This window comes from Methylobacterium sp. C1, from assembly GCF_001854385.1.
In the GTDB taxonomy this organism is placed as follows: domain Bacteria; phylum Pseudomonadota; class Alphaproteobacteria; order Rhizobiales; family Beijerinckiaceae; genus Methylobacterium; species Methylobacterium radiotolerans.
Window position 1 is genome coordinate 3767369 of record NZ_CP017640.1, and the last position, 24469, is coordinate 3791837.

General features: G+C 71.5%; 22 protein-coding genes. 11 read left to right on the plus strand and 11 right to left on the minus strand.

The window, feature by feature from the left end; genetic code table 11:
- Positions 1 to 99: 99 nt before the first annotated feature.
- The 4 genes from BKE41_RS17455 to BKE41_RS17470 all read left to right on the plus strand — a co-directional run bounded on the left by BKE41_RS17455 (position 100) and on the right by BKE41_RS17470 (position 3612).
- Positions 100 to 1653: a PAS domain S-box protein gene (locus tag BKE41_RS17455; protein WP_024829407.1), complete on the plus strand. Its 1554-nt coding sequence runs from the start codon at positions 100 to 102 to the stop codon at positions 1651 to 1653.
- Positions 1643 to 2260, plus strand: coding sequence for a response regulator FixJ (gene fixJ, locus BKE41_RS17460; protein ID WP_012320218.1), 618 nt, complete (start codon positions 1643 to 1645; stop codon positions 2258 to 2260). The genes BKE41_RS17455 and fixJ overlap by 11 nt, the downstream gene beginning before the upstream one ends.
- Before the next feature lie 191 nt (positions 2261 to 2451).
- Positions 2452 to 2859 carry a response regulator gene (locus BKE41_RS17465; protein ID WP_024829406.1) on the plus strand — a complete coding sequence of 136 codons (408 nt, stop codon included), beginning with the start codon at positions 2452 to 2454 and terminating at the stop codon, positions 2857 to 2859.
- 72 nt (positions 2860 to 2931) lie between these two features.
- Entirely contained in the window at positions 2932 to 3612 is a 681-nt protein-coding gene (locus tag BKE41_RS17470; RefSeq protein WP_012320220.1) for a helix-turn-helix domain-containing protein, read from the plus strand.
- 308 nt (positions 3613 to 3920) lie between these two features.
- Here BKE41_RS17470 and efeB read toward each other — a convergent pair whose 3' ends face one another.
- The 3 genes from efeB to BKE41_RS17485 all read right to left on the minus strand — a co-directional run bounded on the left by efeB (position 3921) and on the right by BKE41_RS17485 (position 6556).
- A complete protein-coding gene (gene efeB, locus BKE41_RS17475; RefSeq protein WP_012320221.1) occupies positions 3921 to 5162 on the minus strand; it encodes an iron uptake transporter deferrochelatase/peroxidase subunit in 1242 nt (413 codons plus the stop codon).
- Between the two features lie 79 nt (positions 5163 to 5241).
- Complete coding sequence (efeO, locus tag BKE41_RS17480) at positions 5242 to 6129, minus strand: iron uptake system protein EfeO (protein WP_024829404.1); 888 nt, start codon at positions 6127 to 6129, stop codon at positions 5242 to 5244.
- A 241-nt stretch (positions 6130 to 6370) separates the two neighbouring features.
- Complete coding sequence (locus tag BKE41_RS17485) at positions 6371 to 6556, minus strand: hypothetical protein (RefSeq protein ID WP_012320223.1); 186 nt, start codon at positions 6554 to 6556, stop codon at positions 6371 to 6373.
- Positions 6557 to 6765: 209 nt separating this feature from the next.
- Between BKE41_RS17485 and BKE41_RS17490 the strand changes: the two genes are divergently transcribed.
- Together BKE41_RS17490 and ugpB are read left to right on the plus strand one after the other, a co-directional pair.
- Positions 6766 to 9111: a HAMP domain-containing sensor histidine kinase gene (locus BKE41_RS17490; protein ID WP_012320224.1), complete on the plus strand. Its 2346-nt coding sequence runs from the start codon at positions 6766 to 6768 to the stop codon at positions 9109 to 9111.
- A 50-nt stretch (positions 9112 to 9161) separates the two neighbouring features.
- Positions 9162 to 10469, plus strand: a complete 1308-nt coding sequence (gene ugpB / locus BKE41_RS17495) for a sn-glycerol-3-phosphate ABC transporter substrate-binding protein UgpB (RefSeq protein ID WP_107645346.1) — start codon at positions 9162 to 9164, stop codon at positions 10467 to 10469.
- A gap of 33 nt (positions 10470 to 10502) precedes the next feature.
- On the opposite strand, the gene BKE41_RS17500 is transcribed toward ugpB, so the two are convergent.
- From BKE41_RS17500 to BKE41_RS17520, 5 genes are all read right to left on the minus strand, one after another.
- Entirely contained in the window at positions 10503 to 12140 is a 1638-nt protein-coding gene (locus BKE41_RS17500) for an ABC transporter substrate-binding protein (protein ID WP_070999913.1), read from the minus strand.
- Positions 12137 to 14512, minus strand: coding sequence for a HAMP domain-containing sensor histidine kinase (locus BKE41_RS17505; RefSeq protein WP_071000711.1), 2376 nt, complete (start codon positions 14510 to 14512; stop codon positions 12137 to 12139). The genes BKE41_RS17500 and BKE41_RS17505 overlap by 4 nt, the downstream gene beginning before the upstream one ends.
- 262 nt (positions 14513 to 14774) lie before the next feature.
- Entirely contained in the window at positions 14775 to 15008 is a 234-nt protein-coding gene (locus BKE41_RS17510; protein WP_070999914.1) for a hypothetical protein, read from the minus strand.
- Positions 15009 to 15023: 15 nt separating this feature from the next.
- Positions 15024 to 15281 carry a hypothetical protein gene (locus tag BKE41_RS17515; RefSeq protein ID WP_043074095.1) on the minus strand — a complete coding sequence of 86 codons (258 nt, stop codon included), beginning with the start codon at positions 15279 to 15281 and terminating at the stop codon, positions 15024 to 15026.
- A gap of 140 nt (positions 15282 to 15421) precedes the next feature.
- Positions 15422 to 16183 (minus strand): response regulator, encoded by a 762-nt coding sequence (locus tag BKE41_RS17520; RefSeq protein WP_070999915.1) that lies wholly within the window; start codon positions 16181 to 16183, stop codon positions 15422 to 15424.
- 134 nt (positions 16184 to 16317) lie between these two features.
- Here BKE41_RS17520 and BKE41_RS17525 point away from each other — a divergent pair, with 134 nt between their 5' ends.
- Positions 16318 to 18072: a DUF3369 domain-containing protein gene (locus BKE41_RS17525; RefSeq protein ID WP_070999916.1), complete on the plus strand. Its 1755-nt coding sequence runs from the start codon at positions 16318 to 16320 to the stop codon at positions 18070 to 18072.
- 224 nt (positions 18073 to 18296) lie between these two features.
- On the plus strand, positions 18297 to 18428 hold the full coding sequence (locus BKE41_RS32450) for a hypothetical protein (protein ID WP_012320231.1): 132 nt from the start codon (positions 18297 to 18299) through the stop codon (positions 18426 to 18428).
- A gap of 61 nt (positions 18429 to 18489) precedes the next feature.
- Here BKE41_RS32450 and BKE41_RS17530 read toward each other — a convergent pair whose 3' ends face one another.
- On the minus strand, positions 18490 to 18999 hold the full coding sequence (locus BKE41_RS17530; RefSeq protein ID WP_083374379.1) for a c-type cytochrome: 510 nt from the start codon (positions 18997 to 18999) through the stop codon (positions 18490 to 18492).
- Between the two features lie 160 nt (positions 19000 to 19159).
- Positions 19160 to 20551, minus strand: coding sequence for a PLP-dependent aminotransferase family protein (locus BKE41_RS17535; RefSeq protein WP_043074097.1), 1392 nt, complete (start codon positions 20549 to 20551; stop codon positions 19160 to 19162).
- 199 nt (positions 20552 to 20750) lie between these two features.
- On the opposite strand from BKE41_RS17535, the gene BKE41_RS17540 reads away from it, so the two are divergent.
- Positions 20751 to 21155 (plus strand): DUF983 domain-containing protein, encoded by a 405-nt coding sequence (locus BKE41_RS17540; protein WP_024829394.1) that lies wholly within the window; start codon positions 20751 to 20753, stop codon positions 21153 to 21155.
- A 200-nt stretch (positions 21156 to 21355) separates the two neighbouring features.
- Positions 21356 to 21538, plus strand: coding sequence for a hypothetical protein (locus tag BKE41_RS17545; protein ID WP_024829393.1), 183 nt, complete (start codon positions 21356 to 21358; stop codon positions 21536 to 21538).
- A 258-nt stretch (positions 21539 to 21796) separates the two neighbouring features.
- On the opposite strand, the gene BKE41_RS17550 is transcribed toward BKE41_RS17545, so the two are convergent.
- Positions 21797 to 22222: a MucR family transcriptional regulator gene (locus BKE41_RS17550; RefSeq protein WP_012320236.1), complete on the minus strand. Its 426-nt coding sequence runs from the start codon at positions 22220 to 22222 to the stop codon at positions 21797 to 21799.
- Positions 22223 to 22827: 605 nt separating this feature from the next.
- On the opposite strand from BKE41_RS17550, the gene BKE41_RS17555 reads away from it, so the two are divergent.
- Positions 22828 to 24468 (plus strand): methyl-accepting chemotaxis protein, encoded by a 1641-nt coding sequence (locus BKE41_RS17555; RefSeq protein WP_070999917.1) that lies wholly within the window; start codon positions 22828 to 22830, stop codon positions 24466 to 24468.
- The last annotated feature ends 1 nt before the right edge of the window (position 24469 follow it).

The following is a 24469-nucleotide window of genomic DNA, read 5'->3' on the forward strand; positions in this document are numbered from 1 at the left end:
ACATCCCCGCGCGCCGGCTGTTTTCCGATGCAACCGGCGGTGTAAGACGGGCGCCGACGACCTGGACGGATGACGGTGCCGTCCCCCTGCGCGGCCGACATGACGACGCCTGAACCCCCATACGTGCCCGCCGCGGGCAACGGCGACCCGTTCGACGCGGACGGCCTGCGGCTGACGCTCGACGAAGCCGGCATCTGCGGCTGGGCCCTCGACATCCCGACCGGGCGCGTCACGATCCTCCCGTCCTGCATCCGCCTGTTCGGCGTGCCGCCGGAGCGTCTCACCACCTTTGCCGAGACGCAGGCCTTCGTGCATCCGGACGATCGCGCCGCCAGGGCGGCGGCGATCGGGCGGGCGCTGACGGACGGCGGGAGCTACGAGATCGACTTCCGCACCGTGCATCCCGACGGACGCGTTCACTGGCTGCGCTCGCGCGGGCGCGTGCAGGTCGGTGCCGACGGTCGGCCGTGCCGGCACCGCGGCGTGGTCTTCAGCATCCACGAGCAGAAGCAGGCCGACGAGGAGTTGCGGGCGCGCGAGGCCCACCTGCGCTCGATCCTCGACACGGTGCCCGATGCGATGATCGTCATCGACGAGCAGGCGCAGATCAAATCGTTCAGCGCGGCCGCCGTGCGCCAGTTCGGCTACGGCTCGGACGAGGTGGTCGGCCGGAACGTCAGCCTGCTGATGCCGGAACCGTACCGCAGCCAGCACGACGCCTACATGTCCCGCTACCTCGTGACGGGTGAGCGCCGGATCATCGGCATCGGCCGAGTCGTGGTCGGGCAGCGCAAGGACGGCTCGACCTTCCCGATGGAATTGTCGGTCGGCGAGATGCGCTCGGGCGGCGAGCGCTACTTCACCGGCTTCATCCGCGACCTCACCGAGCGGAACCAGACCGAGACCCGCCTGCAGGAGCTGCAGTCCGAGCTGGTGCACATGTCGCGCTTCACCGCCCTCGGCGAGATGGCATCGACCCTGGCCCACGAGATCAACCAGCCGCTGACGGCGATCGCGAGCTACCTGAAAGGCTGCCGCCGCCTCCTCGGGCGCATGGAAGGTCCCGAGGTGCCCCTGCTCGCCGACGCGGTGAACCAGGCTGCCGATCAGGCCCTGCGAGCCGGGCAGGTGATCCGGCACCTGCGGGATTTCGTGTCGCGCGGCGAGAGCGAGCGGCACATCGAGGGCTTGCCCAAGCTGATCGAGGAAGCGAGCGCCCTCGCCCTCGTCGGCGCCAAGGAGAAGGGCGTGCGCGTCCGCTTCGACCTCGACCCGGACGCGCCCCTCGTGATGGCGGTCCGGATCCAGGTGCAGCAGGTCCTGCTCAACCTGATCCGCAACGCGATCGAGGCCATGCAGGATGTCGCTCGGCGCGACCTGACCGTCGCCACGCGGGCGCTCCCCGCCGAGGGCCTGGTCGAGGTGCGCGTGTCGGATACCGGACCCGGCATCGCCCCAGAGATCGCCGAGCAGCTCTTCCAGCCCTTCGTGACCACGAAGGCGAACGGCATGGGCGTCGGCCTGTCCATCTGCCGGACCATCGTCGAGGCCCACGGCGGCAAGATCCAGGCCGGCCCCGGCCCGGACGGCGGGACCACCTTCCGCTTCACCCTGCGCACCCTCGACCGCGAGGAGATGGCTCATGTCGAGTGACGCGCCCGTGCACATCGTGGACGACGATCTCGCGGTGCGCCAGGCGCTGGCCTTCCTGCTGGCGACCGACGGGCTCGCCGTCCGCGTCCACGACTCCGCGACCGCCTTCCTGGCCGCGGAGACCGAGCGCGTCGGGTGCGTCGTCACCGACGTGCGGATGCCCGGCATCGACGGCGTCGAGCTCCTGCACCGTCTGCGCCAACGGGGCGGCCTGCCGCCGGTCATCGTCATGACGGGCCACGCGGACGTCGCCCTCGCGGTCGAGGCCATGAAGGCCGGCGCGGTCGACTTCATCGAGAAGCCGTTCGACGACGAGGTGCTCCTCGCCAGCATCCGCTCGGCCCTGGCGAGGGCGGACCGGACCAGCAAGCGCGCGTCCGAGCGCGACGCGGTGCGGGCGCGCCTGGCCGAGCTGACCGAGCGCGAGCGGCAGGTGCTGGAAGGCTTGGTCGCCGGCAAGGCTAACAAGGTCATCGGCCTCGACCTCGGCATCAGCCCGCGGACAGTGGAGATCTACCGCGCGAACGTCATGTCCAAACTTCAGGCGGGCAGCCTCTCCGAGCTCGTCCGCATGGCTCTGATCGCGGGACAGGCGGACGGCGACTGAGCGCGGCGGCGACCCGGCATGCGTCCGGCCGGTCTTCCGGACCTCCGGGGCACCGTGTCGGGGCGGCGTCGGGCGCGAAGCGGGAACCGCGTTCGCGGGCCACGCGACACGCGGGGGACCTGCTTGAGGCAGATCAAGGCGCCCGGCCCGAGGCGGGCCTACGCCGGCCCAACGAAGGATCGGGCACCGCAATGCCGAAGCTCACGGGGCCGGTCCTCGTCGTCGACGACGACGAGGCCGTCCGCGACTCCCTGAAATTCGTCCTGGAGCTCGAAGGATTGCAGGTCCGCCTGTACGCGGGCGCCGCGCAGCTTCTGCGCGACGTCGCCTTGCCGACGGACGGTTGTCTCCTGGTCGATTACCGGATGCCCGACATGGACGGGCTCGAACTCGTGGCCCGGCTGCGCGCGCGCAACGTCGCTCTGCCGGCGATCCTGATCACCGGCCGCCTGTCGGGCGACCTGGGCCGCCTCGCGGCGGATGCCGGCTTCAGACGCGTGGTCGAGAAGCCTTTCGAGGACGGCTCGCTCCTGGAGGGGATCCACGAGGCCCTGGCCCTCCACCCCGACGACCGGATCGGCCTCCGTAAAACCCCTTAAGAGAAGCCCCCGAATGTCGCCGCGCCGGGGAAGGGCGTAGCCAAGAGCCACGTTCCGCTCCCGGAGGCTCCCATGCAGACCGCCCTCGCCGCCGCCGGCCTCGCCCCCGTCTTCGGACGCGGCGCGCCGGCAGCCCTCCCCGCGTCGCTCGCGTCCGACGCGCGGACCGTGACGCGCAGGACCCTCGCGGCCAACGAGGAGATCTACGCCGAGGGCGACCGGGCGATGTCCTTCTACAAGATCGTCGTCGGGGTGGTGCGCACCTACAAGCTGCTGTCGGACGGTCGGCGGCAGATCGGCGCCTTCTACCTGCCGGGCGACATCTTCGGTCTGGAATGCGGTGAGGAACACCGGTTCGGCGCCGACGCCGTCACCGAGACGCGGCTCGTCGTCCATCGCCGCGAGCCGCGGGCGTTGACGGGCGACGACGGCAACCTCGCCCGCGAGGTCGTGGCCGCGATGATGCGCGACCTGGAGCGGGCGCAGGAGCACATGATGCTGCTCGGCCGCCAATCCGCTCGGGAACGGATCGCGAGCTTCCTGCTCGCCCTTTCGGAGCGGACGGCGGACGCTGGCGGGGCGGTCTGCCTGCCCATGTCGCGCAACGACATGGCCGACCATCTGGGCCTGACGATCGAGAGCGTCTCCCGCGCCGTCACCCAGCTCGAGCGGGCGGGGCTGATCGAGCTGCCTCCGAACCGCCGGACCGTCATCCTGCGCAACGCCGCCGCCCTGCGGCACCTCGCCGACTGACGGGCGCGCGGTCCGATCGGATTGGGACGGTTCGGGAGGCAGGCCATCCCGGTCGATGCCACAGGCCCTCACGGGACCGCGCGCCCGTCGCGGCAGAGGTGCGCGATCCCCTCGCACGCCCCGGTATCGACCAGCATGTCGGCTCCCCGCGACGGCGGGGCGCATCGCCCGGCTCGTCCCGCCGTCCCGTCCGTCCGGTCAGGATGGATGGAGCCGGCCGTCGCGCAATGATTCGACGCAACGGATCGGACCCGACATCCGGCGGCCGCTCCGTCGCATCCGGAAACCGGTACCTGGTACGGCGATGTCTAGACCGCGGCCAGCAGGCCTTCCCCGAGAAAGGCTTCGGGCCCCGGAACGCCGGGAAGAGCGAAGAAGTAGCCGCCGCCGGTCGGGCGGATGTACTCTTCGAGGCCCTCGCCGGACAGACGGTTCTGCACCGTGATGAAGCCGGCCGAGAGATCAGCTTGGTAGCAGACGAACAGCAGGCCCATGTCGAGCTGGCCGGCGGCGGTCAGCCCGCGGGAATAGTTGTAGCTGCGGCGCAGGATCAGGCTGCCCTCGGTGCCCGGCAGGCGCGGATTGGCCAGACGGATGTGGGCGGCGAGCGAGATGGCCTCGCCGTCCGGGTCGGCGGCGTAGTCGGGAACCTCGCGCTCGTGTCCCTGCCTGAGCGGCGCGCCGCTGCCCTTGTGCCGGCCGATGATGGCCTCCTGCTCGCCGAGCGGCGTGCGGTCCCAGCGCTCGACGAGGGTGCGGATGATCCGCACCACCTGGTAGCTTCCGCCCGCCGTCCAGGCCGGCTCGTCCTGTCCCGCCCCGACCCAGACGTAGCGGTCCATCAGCCGGGGATCCCGCACGTCGAGGTTGGCGGTGCCGTCCTTGAAGCCGAGCATGTTCCGCACGGTGTCGGCCCCCATGGTCTTCACCACGTGGGGCGGCAGGAAACCCTCGATCTTCCAGCGCGGCGTGAGGAGGCCGGGCGTCGCCTTGATGACGTCGCGCAGGGCGTGGATGTTGGTCTCGGCGGTGTTCGAGCAGAACTGGATCAACAGGTCGCCGTGGCACTGGGCCGGGTCGAGGGCGTCGTTGGGGAAGCGTTCCATGGGTCCGAGATGGCGCGGGCGGGCGCGGGCCAGGCCGAATCGGTAGTCGAACAGGCTCGCGCCGACCGAGACCGTGGCGGTGAGATTGTCCGGCAGGACCGTCGGCCCGAGGATGCCGGAATCGCGCGGCGGCAGTTGGAGGTGGAGATCGGGCACGGCGCCGCCCCGCGTCAGGAAGGCGAGGCGCTCGGTGAGCGTCCGGAACAGGTGGGGCAGCTCGCCGCGCCGCTCGGCCAGCACGTCGAAGGCGACGTAGAGGGCGGCGGCCGGCTGCGGGGTGACGATCCCGGCCTGATGAGGGCCGTAGAAGGGCTGGGCGACGAGCGTGCCCTCGGTGGCGGTGGTCGGCGTCGCGTCCTCGGCCCGGGCGGGCCCGAGGAGCGCGGCGGCGCCGAAGCCGCCGAGGAACCGGCGGCGGGTGGTGACCGGTGAAGGGAACCGCATTGTCGCTCGGCAAAATCTGGTCGTTCTGCCGCACTGTAGCCTATAAGAAAGGCCACAGGACGACACCTCGGCAATGATATCAATCTAGACCGAGCCGGCCACGCAGCGTCGACAGATCTTCAGCCAGAAGGGTGATGGGACCCTTCAGGGCGTTGCGATCCCGGGCCGTCAGGTTGTCGTAGCTCTGGAAACCGCCGTCCGGGCTGCGGTAGCGGGCGAGCAGGTCCTCGACCCGCTTGTAGCTGCGCTCGACCCGGGCCACGAAGTCGCGGTCCGCCAGGAGCGGGCGCAGGAGCGTGAACACGACCTTCGAGCCCTCGATGTTGGCCTGGAAGTCCCACAGGTCGGTGCGGCTGTAGCGCTCCTCCTCGCCGCTGATCTTGGTGGCGGCGATACCCTCGATCAGGGCCGAGGCCGCCCCGACCGCCCGGGCGGGCGGGATGGCGAGCGCCGCGATGCGGTCGCGCAGGGTCACGGTCTCGGCGGCGAGCCGCTCCGCGATCTCGCCGAGCCCCTCCGTCGTGCTCAGGGTGAACAAGACCATCTCCAGGCGATGGAACCCGACGAAGGCGGGATCGCGCTCGCGCAGCTCGAACTCGTCGCTGCGCACGTCGAGCCGCTTGATCAGTTCGGGAAACAGCGCCGCCACCGGCTCGATGCGCTCGTAGGGCGCGCGCGCCGGGGCGTAGAGCCGGCGCGCCTCCGCGAGTTGCCCGGCCTGGATCGCCGCGACGAAGCGCGCGGTCTCGCGCACGAAGGCGTCGGCCTGGGCCACGACGTAGGTCCTGTAGGCCGCGAGGGCCGCGGCCAGCTCCGGCGCCACCGGCCGGGACGGCCGCGCGGGCCGCGGGCCGTCCGGCAGGTCGAGGGACCAGCCCGGGCGGGTATCGCCGGCGCCGATCAGCATCGCCAGAGCGAGGGCCGCGGTGCGGGATCGGTCCCGGGCGAGGCGTGGAGACTCGGGCATGGGCGGCGGCGGATCGTGACACGGGGCGCGGCCCGAGCCGGCCGCGGGGTCCGGCTAATCGAGGCCTCACCGTCGGGCAACTTCCGACCGCAGCGGCGGTTCGGGGCCGGTGCTGATCGACCGGCTCCCCGGGCGGCTCGCAGATCACGATCGCGGCGCTGTCAGACGAGGAGCGGGATCAGGATGGCGAGCAGAACATTCCCGCCCACGAGCAGGACCAGAGGCAGCGTCTCCATGCCGGTCAGCCCAGGCAGGCCAGGGCGCGGAGCCCGGCCGTCGCGGGCTTCGCCGGGCAGGCAGGCGCGGGGGCGGTGGCGACCCGGGTGCCGGCCGGCTGCCCGCTGACGGCCCGCGAGAGCGCGGGCAGGTAGGTCGTACCGACCATGATTCCGGCCGAGAGCAGGAGGCGGGCGATGACGTCGAGCATGGTGTTTCCCCTCGTTCGGTCTTCGAGGACCGTTGTGCGAGGCGGTATCTACGGAAGCCGTGCTGCGGGAATATTGCGTCCCGTGTTGCTTCAGCGCTCTCGGGAAGTCATCGCGCCGATGGCAGAATAACGGAATGTGTCGTCGCGGAATCGGCGACCGATCGGGAGGCCGCACGGGTGACGGGGCGCGGGACACGGTGCGAGGCGCGATGACCCGCGGGTTCGGGCGGTCCGGGATCGCGCGCCGCGTCCTCGTGGTCGGCGCGATCCCGATCCTCGTCGCGGCCGCCATCGCGCTGGGCGCCTGGATCCTGCTCTACGAGGCCGAGCGCGCCCGGACCGGCGCCGTGGTGGCGACGGAGACGGCGCAGACGCTCACGTCGATGAACCGGGCGCGGGCGGACGCCGTCAGCGGCGGCACCGCGCGGCGGGACGAGGCCGAGCGCCGCTTCGACGAGCGGGCCGCCACCGCGGCCGGGCAGCTCGAACGTCTCGAGGGTCTCGCGCGCACGCGCGGCCAGTCCGCGCTCGTGGCGACCGTCACGGGCGATCTGAACTCGCAGGTGACGCGGATGCGCTCGCTCCTGCTCTCCGAGCGCACGGCGACCGCCACGATCGCCGACATGGCCCGGCGGGCGGACGCCCTGGTCGCGCTGACCGACGTCGCGCGCCGGCGCCAGCAGCAGGACAATGCCCAGTTGATCGCCGTCCTGGCCGTCAAGGATGCCGAGCTGGAGCGGAATCAGGGCGTCGTCACCGCCCTCCGGGAGCTGCGCGAGGCGATCAGCACCGCGGAGCTGAACCGGGCGCGCATCGGCCGCCCGGTCTTCCCGATCGAGTTCGACGAACTCGCCGCCGACCTGCGCCAGCTCGACGCCGTGGGCGACCGGCTGCGCCGCGTCCTGCGGGTCGACGGCGAGGCGGGGGCGGCGGACCGGGCGACGGAGCTCCTGAAGGCGTATCGCGACCGGAGCCGGACCGAGGACGACCTCAACCGGGTCCTGTCCGAGGGCTTCGAATTGACCCGCGCCACCCAGGCCGGCCGCGTCCTGGTCGAGTGGTGCGACCAGCTCGTCCAAGTGAGCGTCGCCCGCCAGAACCGGCTGTACGAGGAGGTCGCGCTCCTGATCCGTCACTCGGTCCTCTCGAACGAGGCCGAACTCTCCGCCCAGGACATCGCCCTCACGGCCCTGCGCCTCGCCCGGCGGACCGATGCGGCGCTCGCGCGCCGGGACACCGCGGAGGCGTCGCGGGTGCTGGAGGCGGGCGCGGAGCTGTCGGGCACGTCCCGGACGCTGCTCATCCCGGTGAGCATCCGGGACGAGATGGCGGAGGCGATCGACGGCTGGCGCGCGCAGCTCGCCGCGACGATCGAGAAGATCGGCGAGCAGAACGACACCATCGCCGACATGGACAGCCGCGCCGCCACGATGAGCGCCAACGCGCAGACCCTGAGCCGGGCCTTCATCGACGATGCCGACCAGTTCGGCAGCGTGATCCGGCAGCTCCTGGTCGTCGGGGCAGTGGGCGCCCTGTGCCTCGGGATCGGCGCCGCCGCCGCGGTGGCGCGCTCGATCACCCGGCCGCTGCACGCCCTGCAGCACAGCATCGTCACGGCCGCCGCCGCGCCCGCGCCAGAGGATATCGGCCGCGACGGCCACCTGCTCACGCGGCGCGACGAACTCGGCGACATCGCCAGGGCGACGAACGCGTTCCTGGAGCAGATCCGCCGTCGCGAGGCGGACCGGCGCAACGCCTCGCAGCGGGCCGACGACGCGCTCACCACTCTGCGGCAGGCCCAGGAGGACCTGATCCGCGCGGAGCGGCTCGCGTCGCTCGGCCAGCTCGTGGCGGGCGTCTCGCACGAGATCAGCACCCCGCTCGGCATCGCCCTGACCACGGCGACGCAGGTCCAGTCCGACTCGGCCGCGTTCGAGCGGCTGGTGGGCGAGAACCAGCTCTCCCGCTCGCGGCTGACCCAGTATGCCGGGCGGATGCGGGAGGGCGCTCAGCTCCTGACCAGCAACCTGATGCGCGCGGCCGACCTCCTCTACAGTTTCAAGCAGGTGGCGGCCGATCAGGCCATCGAGGACCGCCGCGCGCTGAACCTCGCGGACTGGATCGACGAGTTGCTGAAGAGCCTGCGCGCCCTGGCGCGACCGGGCCGGCACGTCTTCGTGGTCGAATGCCCGCCCGATCTCGTCGTCGACACGCTGCCGGGCATCCTGGCGCAGGTCGTGTCGAACGCTGTCAAGAACGCGATCGAGCACGGCTTTCAGGAGCGGGAGGGTGGCCGCATCACCATCACGGGGATCCGGTCCGGGGACGGCATCGGTCTCTCGATCGCCGATGACGGGCGCGGCATCGACGGCGCCGACCTCGGCCGCGTGTTCGACCCGTTCTTCACCACGGCGCGTGCCCGCGGCGGGACGGGCCTCGGCCTGCACATCGTCCACAACCTCGTGGTCAACCGCCTCCAGGGGCGGGTCGAACTGCAGAGCAGCGCGGGCGCCGGCACGGTGCTGCGGCTGTGGCTTCCGGAGCGGCTGGCATGAGCGGAGCGCGGCAACCGGCGCGGCGCGGGGACGGCCGCCTGAGGCCGCTGATGTCCGGCGCGCTCGCCGGCCTGCTCCTCGCGCTGCGCCCGCTGCCCGCCGAAGCCCTCACCGAACTCCAGTTCTGGCACGCCCTCGACGGGCCGAACGGCGAGCTGGTGACCCGCATCGCCGAGACGTTCAACGCCTCGCAGCCCGACTACCGGGTCGTGCCGGTCTACAAGGGCTCCTACGCCGAGACGATCAGCAGCGGCATCACGGCCTACCGTACCGGCGCGGCGCCGCACCTGCTGCAGGTTTTCGAGGTCGGGAACGGCACCATGGCGGCCGCGATCGGCGCCGTCAGGCCCGTCGCCACCGTGATGCGGGAGGCGGGGCTCTCGGTGGCGCCGGAGGATTTCCTGCCGGTCGTCGCCACCAACTACCTGGATGCCGAGGGCGGGATGCTGTCCCTGCCCTTCAACGTCTCGTCGACGGTCATGTGGATCAACCGCGACCGGTTCCGTCTGGCGGGCCTCGACGCCAAGAAACCCCCGGCCACCTGGCCGGAGGTCTTCGAGGCCGCGCGGCGGCTCAAGGCGGCGGACAGCAAGCAGTGCGCCCTGTCGTCGGCTTGGCCGACCTGGGTGCATATCGAGCAGCTGTCCGTCTGGCACGACCGGCCGCTCGCGACCCGCTCCAACGGCCTGGACGGCTACGACGCCGAGCTCGTCTTCAACGGCCCGCTCCAGGTCCGTCACCTGCAGAACCTCGTCGACCTGAAGCGTGCGGGCGTGTTCGAGTACAACGACCGCGTCAATCGCGGCGAGAGTCGGTTCGTCTCGGGCGACTGCGCGATCTTCCTCACCTCGTCGAGCCTGTACGGCAAGGTCTCCACCGCGGCCCGGTTCGACTGGACGGTCGTGCCGATGCCCTTCTATCCCGACGTCGTCGCGGAGCCGCAGAACGCGATCCTCGGCGGCGGCTCGCTCTACGCGATGCAGGGCAAGACGCCGGACGAGTACCGCGGCGTCGCCCGGTTCCTGGCGTTCCTGATGGAGGGACGGCAGCAGGCCGCGCTGTACCGGAACACCGGCTACATCCCCACGACGCGCGCCGCCTACGCCGACGCGGTGGCGGAGGGCTTCTTCGAGCGGCACCCGCAGCTCCACGTCGCCGTGCAGGAGCTGACCCGGCGCCCGCCGACGCGCAACACCGCCGGCCTGCGCCTGGGCAACATGCTGCAGATCCGCGACCTCTGGGCCGAGGAACTGGAGGCGGCGCTCAACGGTGCGAAGTCGCCGCAGCAGGCCCTCGACGACGCCGTGGCACGGGGCAACCAAGTGCTGCGGGTCTTCCAGCAGCGGACCAAGAAGTGAGCGTGGCGGATAGGTCGGCCCGCGCCGCCGTCGTCACCGGGCGGCGCGGAACCGCACCGTCTCGAAGAGGTGGCGGCCGAGGGGATCCATCGTCAGGCCGCGCACGTCGTTGCGGAGCGCCAGATGCACCTTGGTGTGGGCCAGGGGCACCCAGGGCATCGCGTGCCGGACGATGGCCTGGGCCTGACGGTACAGCGCCTGCCGCGCCGCCCGGTCGCCGGTGCGGCGGGCGGCCTCGACCAGCCGGTCGTAGGCCGGGTCGCACCAGCGGGCGAGGTTGGCGCCGCCGGTCTGGGCGGCCTTGCAGCCGAGCAGGACGCTCAGGAAGTTGTCCGGGTCGCCGTTGTCGCTCGTCCAGCCGTAGAGCATCAGCGCGGGCTCTCCGCCGTACAGGGCGGCGCGGTACGCGTTCCAGGGGCGCGTGACCGGGCGCGCGCGGATGCCGACCTGCGCGAGGTCGGCCTGGATCATGTCGGCGACGCGCCGGCCGTTCGGATTGTAGGGCCGGCTGACCGGCGGATACCACAGCTCGACGTCGAAGCCCTCGGCGAGCCCGGCCTCGGCCAGCAGGCGCAGCGCCTCGCCGCGGTCGAAGGGGGTGTCCGGCAGGTCCGCGTCGTAGGCCCAGATCCCCGGCGGCAGCGGCCCCTGAGCCAGGATCCCGGCATCGCCGTAGACCCCCGCCACGATCGCCCGCCGGTCGATGGCGAGGTTGACCGCGCGCCGCACCCGGACGTCTCCGAAGGGTGAGCGGGTCGTGTTGAGGGCGAGGTAGGCGACGTTCAGCTCGGCGAGCGCGAGCAGCGTCAGGCCCGGCTCCGCCCGGATCGCGTCGAGATCGCCGGTCGCCGGAAACGCCATCGCGTGGCACTCGCCGGCCCGCAGCTTGGTCAGCCGGACCGCCGCGTTCGGCGTGATCGCGAAGACGAGGCCGTCGGGGCGCTCGCCCGGTTCGCCGTCGTCCGCGGCGCGGCGCCAGTATTCCGGGAAGGCGCGGTAGCGCAGGACCTGATCCGGCCGGTACCCCTCGAACACGAACGGGCCGGTCCCGATCGGCGCCCGCGCGATCTCGTCCGACGCGTTGCCGGCCGCGAGGGTCGCCGCGTACTCGGCCGACAGGATCGCGCCGAAGGCCTGGGCGATGTTGGCGAGGAAGGTGGTGTCGGCCTCGCGCAGCCGGAACCGGACGTGGTGCGGATCCGGGGCGTCGACGGCCTCGATCAGGTCGGCGAGGCCGAGGTCGTGGAAGTAGGGGAAGCCCGGCGCGGCGCCGTCGGGTCCGGAGCGCCGCTGCCGGGCGAAGGAGAACACCACGTCGTCGGCGTTCAGGGGCCGCGTGGGGGTGAAGCGCGCGTTGGCGTGGAAGCGGACGCCGTCCCGCAGGGCGAAGACGTAGGTCCGCCCGTCCTCCGAGATCGTCCAGGATTCGGCGAGGGCCGGGCGGATCGTCGTCGTGCCGGGCGCGAACTCCACCAGCGTGTTGTAGACCTGCCACGCGGCGTTCATCGTGGTGGTGGTCGTGGCGCGGGCGGGATCGAAGGATTCGGGGCTGCCCTCCGAGCAGAACACGAAGGTGCGCGCCGCCGCCGGGCCGGGGTCGAAAAGCGGGCCGGAAGCCAGGCCGGCCGCCAGGGCGAGGAGCCCGGCCCGGCATGCCGCGGCCGGCCTCACGGCGTGCCGATCGCGCTGGTCCGCGGCCGCGCGGCCGCTCCCGCGCCCTCTGCGGGAAAATCGACCTGCACGACGGTCCCCTGACCGCGCTCGCTGCTGACCGCGATGCGGCCGCCGAGCTTGGCGGTCACGAGATTGTGGACGATGTGCATGCCGAGTCCCGTGCTGCCGGCGCTCCGGGCCGTCGTGAAGAACGGGTCGAAGATGCGCTCGAGGTGCTCCGGCGGGATGCCCTGACCGGTATCGCGAACCTCCATCCGCACGAGGCCCCCCTCCCGTTCCGACACGTCCACGGTGATCCGTCCCGGCTCGCCCGCCCGGAACCCGTGCACGACCGCGTTGGCGACGAGGTTGGTTACGATCTGCGCCAGCACCCCGGGATTGGTGACGATGACGAGGTCCGCCGGGCAGGCGCGCTCCACGACGTGGCCGCCCTTGCGCAGCATCGGCCGCAGGCTCGTCAGCAGGTCGTCGAGCCAGGTCGCCAGCGCGACGCTGCGGCTCTCGTCGCTGACCCGGTCGACCGCGACCTGCTTGAAGCCCTGGACGAGGTCGGCGGCCCGGGTGAGGTTGGCGCAGAGCAGGGTGGCGCCCTCCTCGACCCGGTCGACGAAGTGAGTCAGCCGGGAGCGCGATAGCGTGCCGGCGGACAGTCCCGTCCGGAAGGTCCGCGCCTCGTCGCTCATGAGCGTCCCGGTGGTCAGCGCGATGCCGAGCGGCGTGTTGATCTCGTGGGCGACTCCGGCCACGAGCTGCCCGAGGGAGGCGAGCTTCTCGGCCCGGACGAGGTCGTCCTGAGTCCGGCGCAGCTCGACCAGGGCGACGTCCGCCTGATCCTTCGCCCGGCGCAGCGCGCCTTCCCGGCGGGTGATCTCGGACACGAAGACCGCGGTGGCGCGGGCGATGTCGCCGAGCTCGTCCCGGCGTGCCGTGCCCCGCACGGCCGCCCCCGCCGGGTTCCCGGTCAGCATGACCATATCGCCCTGGAGCGCGCGCAGCGGCACCAGGATCGAGCGGGCGACGAAGATCACCACCAGGGCGCCGAACAGCAGGAGGCCGGCCGCGCCGGCGAGCAGGATCCGCTGGATGAAGATGCCGAACCGGTCGGCATCCTCCACGAAGGCGTCGTTGAGCGCCTTGGCGCTGTCGATCATCGTCGCGGCGAGCCCGTCCATCGCGACGATCATGGCGTTCTGCTGCCGCAGGCCCCCGATGGTGGTGGTCAGGCGCGCGCGCCAGCCGTCGAGGGCCTGAATCATCTCGGCCTGGATCAGCGGCGAGATCGGCAGCGAGGCGGCGCTCCGGGCGAGGCGCTCGCCCTCGTCGCGCATCCGCTCGGCGAGGGCGGCATCCCGGTGCAGGAGGGCGCCGGCGGTGCGCGGCCCCAGCTTGAGGGTGCCGATCGCGACGTTCTGGGTGGCCTGCTCGATCTCGTTGGCCTCCACGGAATAGGCGAGCAGCTGCGCCACCTCGTCGTGCAGGCTCTCCTGGCCGGAGGTCTCGATCTTCAGAACGCGCTCGATCCAGCCGTCGAGCTTCGCGCGGAGATCCGGTTTCTGCGCCGCCGCCTCGGCGGCGAGCGCGTCGAGGGACTCGGCGTCGGCATCCCGGCCGTCGGCCCGCAGAGCGTTCGCGAGATCGCGGCTGGCGGCGCGGAAAAGGCTCTGCGCGCGCGGGCCCTCGCTCTCCGCGCCCGCCGCTCCCGCGGGGGCGTCGCTCCGGGCCACAGCCTGCGCTCCCGCCTGGGCCGCGGTCTGGGCGGCATTCTGAGCGGCGGTCTGGGCGGCGGTCTGGGCGGCGACCACGGCGCCCTCCGCGCTCCGGGCTCTCAGGGCGCTGAGGCGGGCGACGAGTCCCCGGGCGACCCGCAGCGCCTCGACCTTCTCGGCCATCGAGCGCGCGAGGTCCGCGTTCGAGGCCTGCTGCCGCAGGCGTGCCCGGTCGGTGAGGTCGATCAGGGTGTCGGCCCGCTGCGTCATCTCGCGGATCAGGCCGTCATTCTCCCGCGTCCGCCGGACGAAGGCGTCCATCTCGCCCCGATAGCGGGCCAGGGCCCGCTCCACAGAGGCGATCCGCGCGCGCTGTTCGTCGATGCGGGCGAAGCCGGCGAGCCGGCCGAGACCGGCCTCGGCCCGCGCCGTCAGGCCGGCGAAGCGCTCGGCATAGGCGGACCGGTCCCGCGCGTCCGCGGCGGCGAACTGATCACGGACCAAGCGGGCGGTGGCGATGTCGTGGTAGACGTCGGCCACCAGGACCGCACCGCGCCGGGCGCGCTCCTCCTGCGCCAGGAGCAGCCAGCCGGCCATGGCGATCGCGCCGGCGGCGAGGATCGGCACGCCTCCGACCAGGGCGATCTTGGGTCCAACCCGCATCCGCGTCCCGACATAGGGGTCCGGCAGCAACTTAAGGCCGGGCCGGAGTGCGGTGCAATCGGGCGGCGCTCCGACGGGTCCTGGCGCCCGGGCGACCAAGTCTTCCGGTCGCCGCTCGCAGCCTTCGGTCGATGCCGCCCGCTCCGCCGTCACGAGCGCAGCGGAGTGACCCAGGGCTGCGCGCGCCCGGTCGGTCTGGCGCCGCCGGATCGCTTCGCTGTGCTCGCAAAGGCCGCCTCGCAGCCACCCACCACGCGCGGTCTCAGCGCGGTCGGGATCCGACCCGTCGCGGGGCGGGGCCGGCCAGCACCGGATCCTGCGAGTCACGCGCGCCATCGCGCGGCGTGGGTGCGCCGTGCGGCGTGGGCACGCCGAACCGCTCCGCGCAGGTCGGCAGACGCCGTGGCCGGGGATCGCCGCCGCGCAGCATGCGGCGCAGCCGGAGAAGCAGGTCGGGATCTTCGTCGAAGCCGGGATCATCGCTGAAGTGCGGCATGGCCGGGTCCGCCCCTCACCGCGGGCCGGGCGCGGCATCGACCGCGATGAGGCGGACGCGCCGGGCGGCCGGGCCGGCACCCGCGCAGGCGCCCGGTGGGTAGGGCCAGGTCGCTCCAGCACAGGGAACGCCGTCACGGGCCGCCGCGGCGGCCCGGCCGCCGCCGCGGGCCTCCACGGTCACGGTGCCGGGCACCGGGGTCCAGCCGACGAAGGCCAGGATGCAGAGCGTGCCGACCGCCGCGGCCGACGAGGTTCCGATCACGTGTCGCATGGCCCGTCCTCCGGGCACCCGCGGCCCTCGGTCCTGCCACGCTGATAGGGAAGCTCCGTACCGCTGATATTGCTTCCAGCCCAAGCCGGAGCACGAATTGTTGCGTTGTCACGTCACGACGCAACATTGAGCCGGGAACATCAGTCGCCCTCGGGGCGGAATATGTATCCGAGACCCCGCACGGTCCGGATGTAGCGCGGATTGCCGGGATCCGGCTCGACCTTCTTGCGGATGCGGTTGATCCGCACGTCGATGGCGCGGTCGAACGCGTCCGGGTCGCGGGCGTCGGCGAGGTCGAGCAGGCGCTCGCGCGAGAGCGCGCGCCGCGGGTTGTCGGCGAAAGCCTTCAGCAGATCGAATTCCGAGCGGGTGAGCGCCTGCTCCAGACCGGCATCGTCGCTCAGGCGCAGCGCGTCGAGTTCCAGCCACTTGGTGCCGAACCGGATCCGGCGTCCGCCCACGGGAGCCGGGGCCGGCGCGGCGCCCGGCATCTGCACGCGGCGCAGCACCGATCGCACGCGGGCGACCAGCTCCCGCAACTCGCACGGTTTGGGCAGGTAATCGTCGGCCCCGAGCTCCAGCCCGACCACGCGGTCGATCGCGCTCGCCGTGGCGGTGAGCATGATGATCGGGATCGCCGTGCGGGCCTTGAGGTCGCGCACGATGGAGAGCCCGTCCTCCTTGGGCATGTTCAGGTCGAGCACGATCAGGTCGGGACTGTGGTGGGCGAGGTGCTCGCGCAGGGCGCGCCCGCCGTCGCACAGGACCACCGCGAACCCGTGGAGCTTGAGGTAATCCCCGACCATCTCGCGGGTCGCCGCCTCGTCGTCGACCACGGCGATCGACGGGATCGCCGCGACGCCGCGGGCGGTGCCGGGGGCGGGGCTGTCTGGAATGGTCATCGCAGCGGTGCGCACTTTCCGGGTTCGCTCTGGAACGAATGCAGGAATCGTATCGGCTCACGTTACCGTGACAAGTTTTCAACACGATTTCTAGCGTAGTCGTCCGGTTGCGAGCAGCATTTCGGGTCATAGCCATGGACGATGATACCCTCACGTTGATCCCCGACGATCCCGATGAGGCGCAACCGACCGCGGGAGCCTGGGTGATCGCCGTGATCGACGACGATCCGGCGGTCCATGACGGCACGCGTTACGCGCTGGCGAGCTACACCCTCGACGGGCGGGGCCTGGAGATCCTCACCGCCCGGTCGGCCGCGGAGGCGCGGGTGCTGCTCGCCGAGCGCCGCGACGTGGCGGTGGTGCTGCTCGACGTGGTGATGGAGACCGACAATGCCGGGCTGGAGCTGGTGGACTACATCCGGCGCGAACTCCGGCAGGAGACCGTGCGCATCATCCTGCGGACCGGCCAGCCCGGCCAGGCACCGGAGCGGCGGATCATCGTCGATTACGACATCAACGACTACAAGGCGAAGACCGAACTGACCGCCGACAAGCTGTTCACCAGCCTCACCGCGGCCCTGCGCGCCCACCAGCAGCTGAAGCGCCTCGACGAGACCCGGCGCGGGCTCGAGATCATCATCGACGCGGCGCCGATGCTCCTCGACCACAAATCGATGCAGCGCCTGGCCGAGGGTGTCCTCACCCAGGTCGCCTCGCTCCTGAACGTCGCCTGCGCGGGGATCCTGGTCCTGCGCGAGACCGCCGCCCCGCAGGAGCGCTTCTGCGTCCTGGCCGGGTCCGGCTGCTATGGCCACTATGCCGGGCGCGAGCCGGCCTGGCCGCTGGAGGAGCGGGTGCAACCCCTCGTTGAGCGGGCCTTCGCCGAGCGCCGCCACAGCTTCGGCGAGCACTGGTCGACCCTGTACCTGCACACGGCGAGCGGCAGCGAGATCGTCGCGCTGATCGAGGCCGACCGCCAGCTCTCCGAGACGGACCGGTCGCTCATCGCCCTGTTCACGAGCCGGCTGTCGATCGCGTTCGACAACGTCATCCTCTACGAGCGGCTGCAGCAAACCAACGCCGACCTGGAGCGGCGGGTCGTCGAGCGGACCGCGGAGCTGATCCGGGCGAACCGCCGGCTGGACCTGCAGCGCTCGGACCTGCGGCGCGCCAACAGCCTCAAGACCGAGATCCTCGGCACGATCGCGCACGATCTGAAGAATCCGCTGGCGGTGATCCTCGGCCGCGCCGAGATGCTGTCCGACCTGATCGACATGCAAGGGGACCGGGAGCAGATGCGGGCGCAGGTGCAGCACGTGCGCACCAGCGCGAAGGGGCTGACGACCATGATCGACAGCCTCATGGCGGACGCGATGAACGACGCCCTCGACATCAGCCTGCGCCGGGAACCGGTGGACCTCGCGGGCCTCGCCCGGGAGGTCTGCGAGGCCGACCGGCCGCTGGCCGACGCCAAGGGCCAGACCCTGGTCTGCGAGGGCCCGGACGAGCTGTTCCTCTGCGGCGACGCCGAGCGCCTCCGCGAGGCGCTCGACAACCTCGTCTCCAACGCCATCAAGTACAGCTCGACCGGCGGCGCGATCACGGTGCGGGTCAGCCGCGAGCCGGGCCCGCGGGGCGCGGAGCTGGTCTGCGCCGTCGCCGACCACGGGCCCGGCCTGTCGCCGGAGGATTCGTCCCGCGTGTTCGGCCGGTTCCAGCGCCTGTCGGCCAAGCCCACCGGCGGCGAGAACTCGACCGGTCTCGGGCTCTCGATCGTCCGTCGGATCGCCGAGCTGCACGGCGGCCGCGCCACGGCCGAGAGCGCCGGGCCGGGCTTAGGCGCGGTCTTCGCGATCCGCTTCCCGGAAGAATCCGTCGGCCTGTTCTGAGGGGAGGCTCCCGGAGCTCTGCCGGACCGACGTCGGCTTGCCGCCGTCGCGAAGGACGGCCGCAGACTGCCGGTTCCGACGATCCCGCGCGAGCCGGGATCGTCGGGTCAGCCCATGCCGCCGCACGGGACGAAATACTTCGCGCAATCCTGCGGCAAAGGAGCTTGACCATAACGCCGCCTCACGGCGGCCGATCTCGGGCCGCGACGAGGAGGAGACGGTAGATGGTCACGCGCATGATGACGAACACCGCGTCCGGATCCGACCGCATCGTCGCTTGGTCGATGATCGCGGGTCTCGCACTGGCTGTGATCCAGTACGCGCAGGACGTGGCCCTGCCGGCGCATTTCGTCTGACCGGCAGCACTGCCCCGCTTCCGACCTGTGCGGGCGGACGAGCGACGCCGACAGGACCGGCTCAGGGCCGCGCCGGCCGCGGCTCTGCGTCACCGTCCCCGGGCGAATGCGACCGAAGGTAGGCGATGATATCCGCCCGATCGAGGGCATCGGGGAGGCCGCGGAAGCTCATGCTGGTGCCGGGCGCGAGCTTCGCCGGGGCGGAGAGCCAGAGGTCCATAAGCTCCGGGGTCCAGACGCCGCCCAGCGACCGCAGCGCCCCGGTATAGCCGTAGCGCCTGCTGTTGCTGGCAACGGGCTTGCCGAGCACATCGTAGAGTCCGGGACCGTTCCGATCGCCCGCGCCGGGGCTGATCGTGTGACAGGCGGCGCACTGACCGAACAGCCGCCCGCCGCGCTCCGAGTCGGCCACCCGCATGACGTCGTCAAACGTCGGCGTCTCGCCCAGGGCACGGCGGCGTTCCCGCCCATCGTCCGAGCAGGCGGACGCGAGCAGGGCCAGCGCGAGCGCCACGGCGCGCGCGGGACGGCGCAGGATCCGCGATCGCGTCTGCCCAAGACAGCACAGCATCGCGTTCCCTTCGCGGTGAGCGGATTCGGATCGGCACGCGCCGGGCGTCCCACGGGGAGCGCGACTCTCCCAGCAGGAGTCGGCCGACGATCGGGGGACGGCGCTCGTCCGGGCGGCGCGGACTGCCCGAACGCGCGAGGCTCGGGCCGCCTCGGCCGGCTCAGACAACGGTCGAGATCGCGCCGGGCGGATGCGCCAGCAACGTCGCGAGCAGGCTGAGGCCGTATCGGAGCGTCTCGGCGTCCGGCGCCGCGCCCAGGGAGACGCGGATGGCTTCCGGAGCAGGCCCGACCGCGAAGGCGTCGCTCGGGATGACCGACACGCCGAGCTGCCGCGCGTGGGCGCCGAACTCGCCGCGACGCCAGAAAGCGGGAAGCCGGAGCCACAGATGGTGCCCGCTTGGATGCCCCCGGACGTCGAGACCCTGGAGCGTCTCGCGCGCGACGGCCTGCCTGAGCGCGTTCTCCTGCCGGATCGCCGCGACGACGGCGTCGAGCTCGCCCTCGGCGATCCAGTGTGAGGCGAGCGCGGCCGTGAGAGGCGAGGCCATCAAGTTGATGGCGCGCAGTTCGGCCGCCAGCCGCACCGCCTCGTTCGTTCCCGGGACCGCGACGTAGGCGACGCGCAGGCCGGGACTCGCGCATTTGGACAGCGTCGCGATGTGCCACGTGATGTCGCTCGCCTGGGACGCGATGGGAGCCGGAGCGTCCAGGGGCAGTGCGCCGTACGCGTCGTCCTCGATGATGGCGACGCCGTGCGTTCTGGCAATCTCGGCAATCTGCCGCCGCCGGACCGCCGGCAGGGTCGCGGTGGTCGGGTTGTCGAGCGTCGGAACGAGGTACAGAGCCCGCGGACGCTCGGTTTCGCAGCGTTCGCGGAAGGCGTCCGGCTCGAGCCCTTCCGCGTCGCCGGCCACCGGCACGAGGCGGACTCCGCGGCGCTCCGCGGCCGTGCGCAGCCCGGGATAGGTGAGCGCCGGGACGCAGAGGGCGTCGCCCGGCTTCAGGATGGCGGCGAGCACGGCGGCGAGCACGACCTGGGCACCGCCCGCCACGAGGACGCGCTGCACCGGGAGTGTCCCGAGCCGTTGACCGAGCCAGTGGGCCGCCGCCGCCCGGTCGGCCAGGTTCCCGGCACTGTCCTGGTACTGCATTCGGGCGAGGAAGCCGGACGATCCGGCGAGCCGCGACAGACCTGCCTCCAGGCGCTCCGCCAGTCGCGCCGCCGCGGGCTGGGGCGGCATGTTCATGCTGAAGTCGATGCTGCCGGACGGATCAGGCCGTGGCACCTCCGCGGCCGGCGACCGGGACCCCCGGACGAAACTGCCCCGGCCAGCCGTCGCGTCGATCAATCCCACTCGGCGCGCCTCGTTGAAGGCGCGCGTCACCGTCGTGAGATCGACGTTCAGCTGCTTCGCCAGCGCGCGCTGCGGCGGCAGGCGCGCTCCCGGCGCGAGCCGGCCGGCACGGATGTCCGCGGTCAGCGCCCGGACAATGGCGAGGTACTTGGGCCCGGTCTCGCCGGCGATTGTCGGGCTCCAGGATTCCAACATTGACCCCTGTTCTCGCGCTGGCGTATGCATACATTCAGAGTACGACCGGCGTGCACGGCCGTGCGTCCGTTCCGCGCTCGGCGGACGATTCGCCGGATCGCTCGGTTTCCACCGCCATTGTATGGTTTAATATGCCATACAATCGACAGGCACAAGCCCGTCCGTACAAGGACCGGCCCGCTGTTCAGGAACGTGGATGATGCAGAGGACTACCGATCAATCGCTCATGTCGGTCGGGCTGCGCTGCCGCTGCCCGCGCTGCGGGGAAGGCCGTCTGTTCGACGGCTTCATCACCCTGCGGCCGCGCTGCGAGGCGTGCGGCCTCGACTACAGCTTTGCCGACCCGGCGGACGGGCCCGCCTTCTTCATCATGATGACGATGGCGTTCCCCGTCACCGCCTTCGGGATCTGGCTGGAACTGGCCTACGATCCGCCGCTCTGGGTCCACGCGGCGGTGACGCTCCCGCTGCTCATCCTGGCCTGCGTGCCGATCATCCGGCCGCTGAAGGGACTCTTCATCGCCAGCCAGTACATCAACAAGGCCGCGGAGGGACGTCTCGCGGTGCCGAAGGCGCCCGTCGCCGGCCCGGCACCGCGGGACTGACTGCGTCGCAGCCCGCTCCGGCCTTGGTCCTGGCCGAGGCGTGGCCCCCGCAGCTCGCCGGGATCCGAGTTCTCGATCGCGCCCTCCGTCTCGGGCGGCTCCCGCCTCCGCCCAGCGCAACATCCGCCTCTTCGAAGACTGGCAGCGCGGCCGCGGGCCTGGGCGTTGCCCTCGGCCGGGGCGCGCCCATGGAGCGGGACATGCGCGACGGCACCCTCGTCGGCGTCGGCCCAGCCGTCGCGGCGGCGACGTCCCGCTGGCTCATCAGCGCCGAGGGCGTTGACGATCGGCAGGAGGCCGACCGGTTCCGGACCCGGATGCGGGCGGAGGCGAGCCGGTTCGCGGCCGAGCAGAAGGCGCGATACCCGCTCGGACGCGCCTGACAGCCCGAAGGGAGGGGGTCAGCGCGTCTCGCCCGAGAGCGCCGCTCAGGGCTCGAGGATATCTTCCCGTTTGTCGTCGCGGCCGCCGGCCGCGACCGCCTCCGCGAAGGAGACCGCGATCGCGACGCTCGGGCGTGCGCGCGCAGCGCGGCGGGGCCGGCCTCCGGTGGCGCCGGTGGCAGTCGCGGCCGGTTCGGCGACGCCCGCCGCGATGTCGGACCCATCCCGGCGGACCGATCCTCGCGCGGTCGCGCAGGCCTATCCGGACTTATGGCGCAGCTGCAGCAATCGCGCGATCTCCGAGCGCTTGGCGGCGTAACCCGGAGCGACCATCGGATAGTCGCGCGGCAACCCGTACTTGGCGCGGTAATCCTGCGGTGTCAGGCCGTGCGCCGTCAGATGACGCTTGAGCGTCTTGTAGGACCTGCCATCGATGAAGCTGATCAGGCCCTCGGCCTGGATGGACGTGCGGATCTCCCGCGCGGTCGCGGCTTCAGGCGTCGCGACCGCGGGCGCCGGCCCCACGCTGATCTGGCAAAGCATCTCGTACGTACTAACCAAAATCTCACAGAGCTGGGTGTGCGAGACCGAATTTCGGGAGACGTAGGCACAAACGATCTTTATTGAATTTTTCAAAGCCGCGTCAAAAACATTTCTCCCGCCAGTACCAACCTCAGGTAGCATACCTGCCAATCCCCCTCAAGACACGCAGCGCAAGAGTTGTATATCAATTTTCGCATGTCAATCCGTTGCCTTGATTGAGCTTGAAAAAAGAACCCTGTGATCGATATTCTACTTATGGAAACATCGATAGAGAAATAGCTCAACCAGAAAGGGGCGTTATGCATATCGCGCACCCTTCACACCTCGTCCGTATATCGTCCGCCAATCGTCCCACCGGACACTGAGCGCGATCCTCGCGCCGCGGACAAATGCGGACGCGCCGCGGGGATGCAGACCTTCGGCTCCGAGCGTGCCGGGCGCGTCACGGTCCGAGGTCGGAAGGGGCTCCTCGGACGGCCCTGATGACGGGACCCGCGCCGCAGATCCTCTCCAATCCCGGCGGCGGACAACGTCCACGTCCCTGTGTCGGCCACGGACCAGAACTGATCTCTCAAGTTGCATCACGCGGATATTGACAATCTACGCGACGACGATAAGTCGGTCAAAACCTGTCTTCACTATTTTTTAAGTATGATAACTGACACCTAGCACATCAGACACTGACGGGGGCCGTGATGTTGCGCAATACTAAAGTCCTGGTGTAATCGTTCCTGCCACTTCTGCTGATGGCGGCGCTCTCCGCTGGTTTGATCTTCTACGCGAACGCTAACCTGAACGATCTGTCGCGTCAGACCCGGGACATCGTCGATCTGCAGGTCGTTCGCTTGGAGAAGATCCTCGCCGTCCGGATCAACGTCAACGAGGCCGCCGTCAACGCGCGCAATCTCATTCTCGAGACCCGCGAGCAGGAGATGGGCAGCTACCGGGCCCGCTACGATGCCGCGGCGAAGGGGGCGTTCGACGCGACGAAGGCGCTGATCGCGCTCGCCGACACCCCTGAGCGGAAGAACACCAATCAGGCTCTCCAGGGTATCCTGGAGGAGTTCTTCGCCGCCATGGACAGGTCCAACAGCCTCGGCCTCAAGAACGACAATGAAGCCGCTGCAAAGATCCTGCTGACCGAAGGTTCCGTCGCCCGCGCCAAGGTGCGAGACTTCGTCCAGGGCCGGGTGGACCGGCTGACATCGGAGCTGCGGCAGGCGCGCGACGGCGCCGAACAAGCCGCGAGCACCGCCAAGATGGTCCTGGCCTCGGCCACCGTCGCGGGGCTGATCGGCGCGATGGCGCTCTCGGCGCTGATCGTGATCTTCGGGATCACCCGCCCGCTCGGCAACCTCGTCGGCGTGCTGCAGCGGATGGCCCGCGGCGAGGTCGACGCGGAGATCCGCGAGGCCGGCCGCGGCGACGAGATCGGCGCCGTCGGCAAGGCGGTCGAGGGCATCAAGGCCATGGTCGCCCGCAAGGCCGCCGAGGAGGCCGAGGTCAAGCGCCTGGCCGACGCGGCCGCCGCCGCCGAGCGGAAGCGCACCATGATCGAGCTCGCCGACGGCTTCGAGCGCGCCGTCGGCGGCATCGTCGGCCTGGTCTCGTCCTCGGCCACCGAGCTCCAGGCCACCGCCCAGCAGATGACCGCCACCGCCCAGGAGACCGCCGCGCAATCGACCACCGTGGCCGCCGCAGCGGAAGAGGCCGCCACCAACGTCAACACGGTCGCGGCCGCGGCCGAGGAGCTCGGCTCGTCGGTGCAGGAGATCGGCCGGCAGGTGCAGGGCTCGGCCCATCTCGCCCAGGCCGCGGTGGGCGAGGCCGACCAGACTGCGCACCTCGTCCAGGCGCTCAGCCAGAACGCGGCGCGGATCGGCGACATGGTCGGGATGATCTCGGGCATCGCCGGCCAGACCAACCTCTTGGCGCTCAACGCCACGATCGAGGCGGCGCGCGCCGGCGCGGCGGGGCGGGGCTTCGCGGTGGTGGCCTCCGAGGTGAAGGCGCTGGCCGAGCAGACCGCCAAGGCGACCGAGGAGATCGCGCGCCAGATCGGCGAGGTTCAGGGGGTGACCGCGCAGGCGGTGACGGCGATCGGCGGGATCACGGGGCGGATCCGGGAGATCGACGGCGTGGCGACGTCGATCGCGGCGGCGGTGGAGCAGCAGGGTGCGGCGACCCAGGAGATCGTGCGCAACGTGGCGCAGGCCTCGACCGGCGCCGGCGAGGTGACGGGCAACATCGCGGGCGTGGCGCAGGCCTCGGAGGAGACGGGGGCCGCGGCCGGTCAGGTCCTGTCGGCGGCCTCGGAGCTGTCGCGGCAATCCGAGCATCTCCGCGCCGAAGTCGCACGCTTCCTCGCCACCGTCCGCGCCGCTTGAG

What these genes read in the sequence shown, in the direction of transcription:
- BKE41_RS17470 (WP_012320220.1), top strand. Translation starts at nt 2,932, where the DNA reads ATGCAGACCGCCCTCGCCGCCGCCGGCCTCGCCCCCGTCTTCGGACGC.
- BKE41_RS17535 (WP_043074097.1), bottom strand. Translation starts at nt 20,551, where the DNA reads ATGTTGGAATCCTGGAGCCCGACAATCGCCGGCGAGACCGGGCCCAAG.
- BKE41_RS17530 (WP_083374379.1), bottom strand. Translation starts at nt 18,999, where the DNA reads ATGCTGTGCTGTCTTGGGCAGACGCGATCGCGGATCCTGCGCCGTCCC.
- BKE41_RS17555 (WP_070999917.1), top strand. Translation starts at nt 22,828, where the DNA reads ATGGCGGCGCTCTCCGCTGGTTTGATCTTCTACGCGAACGCTAACCTG.
- BKE41_RS17455 (WP_024829407.1), top strand. Translation starts at nt 100, where the DNA reads ATGACGACGCCTGAACCCCCATACGTGCCCGCCGCGGGCAACGGCGAC.
- BKE41_RS17515 (WP_043074095.1), bottom strand. Translation starts at nt 15,281, where the DNA reads ATGCGACACGTGATCGGAACCTCGTCGGCCGCGGCGGTCGGCACGCTC.
- BKE41_RS17520 (WP_070999915.1), bottom strand. Translation starts at nt 16,183, where the DNA reads ATGACCATTCCAGACAGCCCCGCCCCCGGCACCGCCCGCGGCGTCGCG.
- BKE41_RS17505 (WP_071000711.1), bottom strand. Translation starts at nt 14,512, where the DNA reads ATGCGGGTTGGACCCAAGATCGCCCTGGTCGGAGGCGTGCCGATCCTC.
- BKE41_RS17510 (WP_070999914.1), bottom strand. Translation starts at nt 15,008, where the DNA reads ATGCCGCACTTCAGCGATGATCCCGGCTTCGACGAAGATCCCGACCTG.
- efeO (WP_024829404.1), bottom strand. Translation starts at nt 6,129, where the DNA reads ATGCCCGAGTCTCCACGCCTCGCCCGGGACCGATCCCGCACCGCGGCC.
- BKE41_RS17545 (WP_024829393.1), top strand. Translation starts at nt 21,356, where the DNA reads ATGCGCGACGGCACCCTCGTCGGCGTCGGCCCAGCCGTCGCGGCGGCG.
- ugpB (WP_107645346.1), top strand. Translation starts at nt 9,162, where the DNA reads ATGTCCGGCGCGCTCGCCGGCCTGCTCCTCGCGCTGCGCCCGCTGCCC.
- BKE41_RS17550 (WP_012320236.1), bottom strand. Translation starts at nt 22,222, where the DNA reads ATGCTACCTGAGGTTGGTACTGGCGGGAGAAATGTTTTTGACGCGGCT.
- BKE41_RS17465 (WP_024829406.1), top strand. Translation starts at nt 2,452, where the DNA reads ATGCCGAAGCTCACGGGGCCGGTCCTCGTCGTCGACGACGACGAGGCC.
- fixJ (WP_012320218.1), top strand. Translation starts at nt 1,643, where the DNA reads ATGTCGAGTGACGCGCCCGTGCACATCGTGGACGACGATCTCGCGGTG.
- BKE41_RS32450 (WP_012320231.1), top strand. Translation starts at nt 18,297, where the DNA reads ATGGTCACGCGCATGATGACGAACACCGCGTCCGGATCCGACCGCATC.
- BKE41_RS17540 (WP_024829394.1), top strand. Translation starts at nt 20,751, where the DNA reads ATGCAGAGGACTACCGATCAATCGCTCATGTCGGTCGGGCTGCGCTGC.
- efeB (WP_012320221.1), bottom strand. Translation starts at nt 5,162, where the DNA reads ATGCGGTTCCCTTCACCGGTCACCACCCGCCGCCGGTTCCTCGGCGGC.
- BKE41_RS17485 (WP_012320223.1), bottom strand. Translation starts at nt 6,556, where the DNA reads ATGCTCGACGTCATCGCCCGCCTCCTGCTCTCGGCCGGAATCATGGTC.
- BKE41_RS17490 (WP_012320224.1), top strand. Translation starts at nt 6,766, where the DNA reads ATGACCCGCGGGTTCGGGCGGTCCGGGATCGCGCGCCGCGTCCTCGTG.
- BKE41_RS17525 (WP_070999916.1), top strand. Translation starts at nt 16,318, where the DNA reads ATGGACGATGATACCCTCACGTTGATCCCCGACGATCCCGATGAGGCG.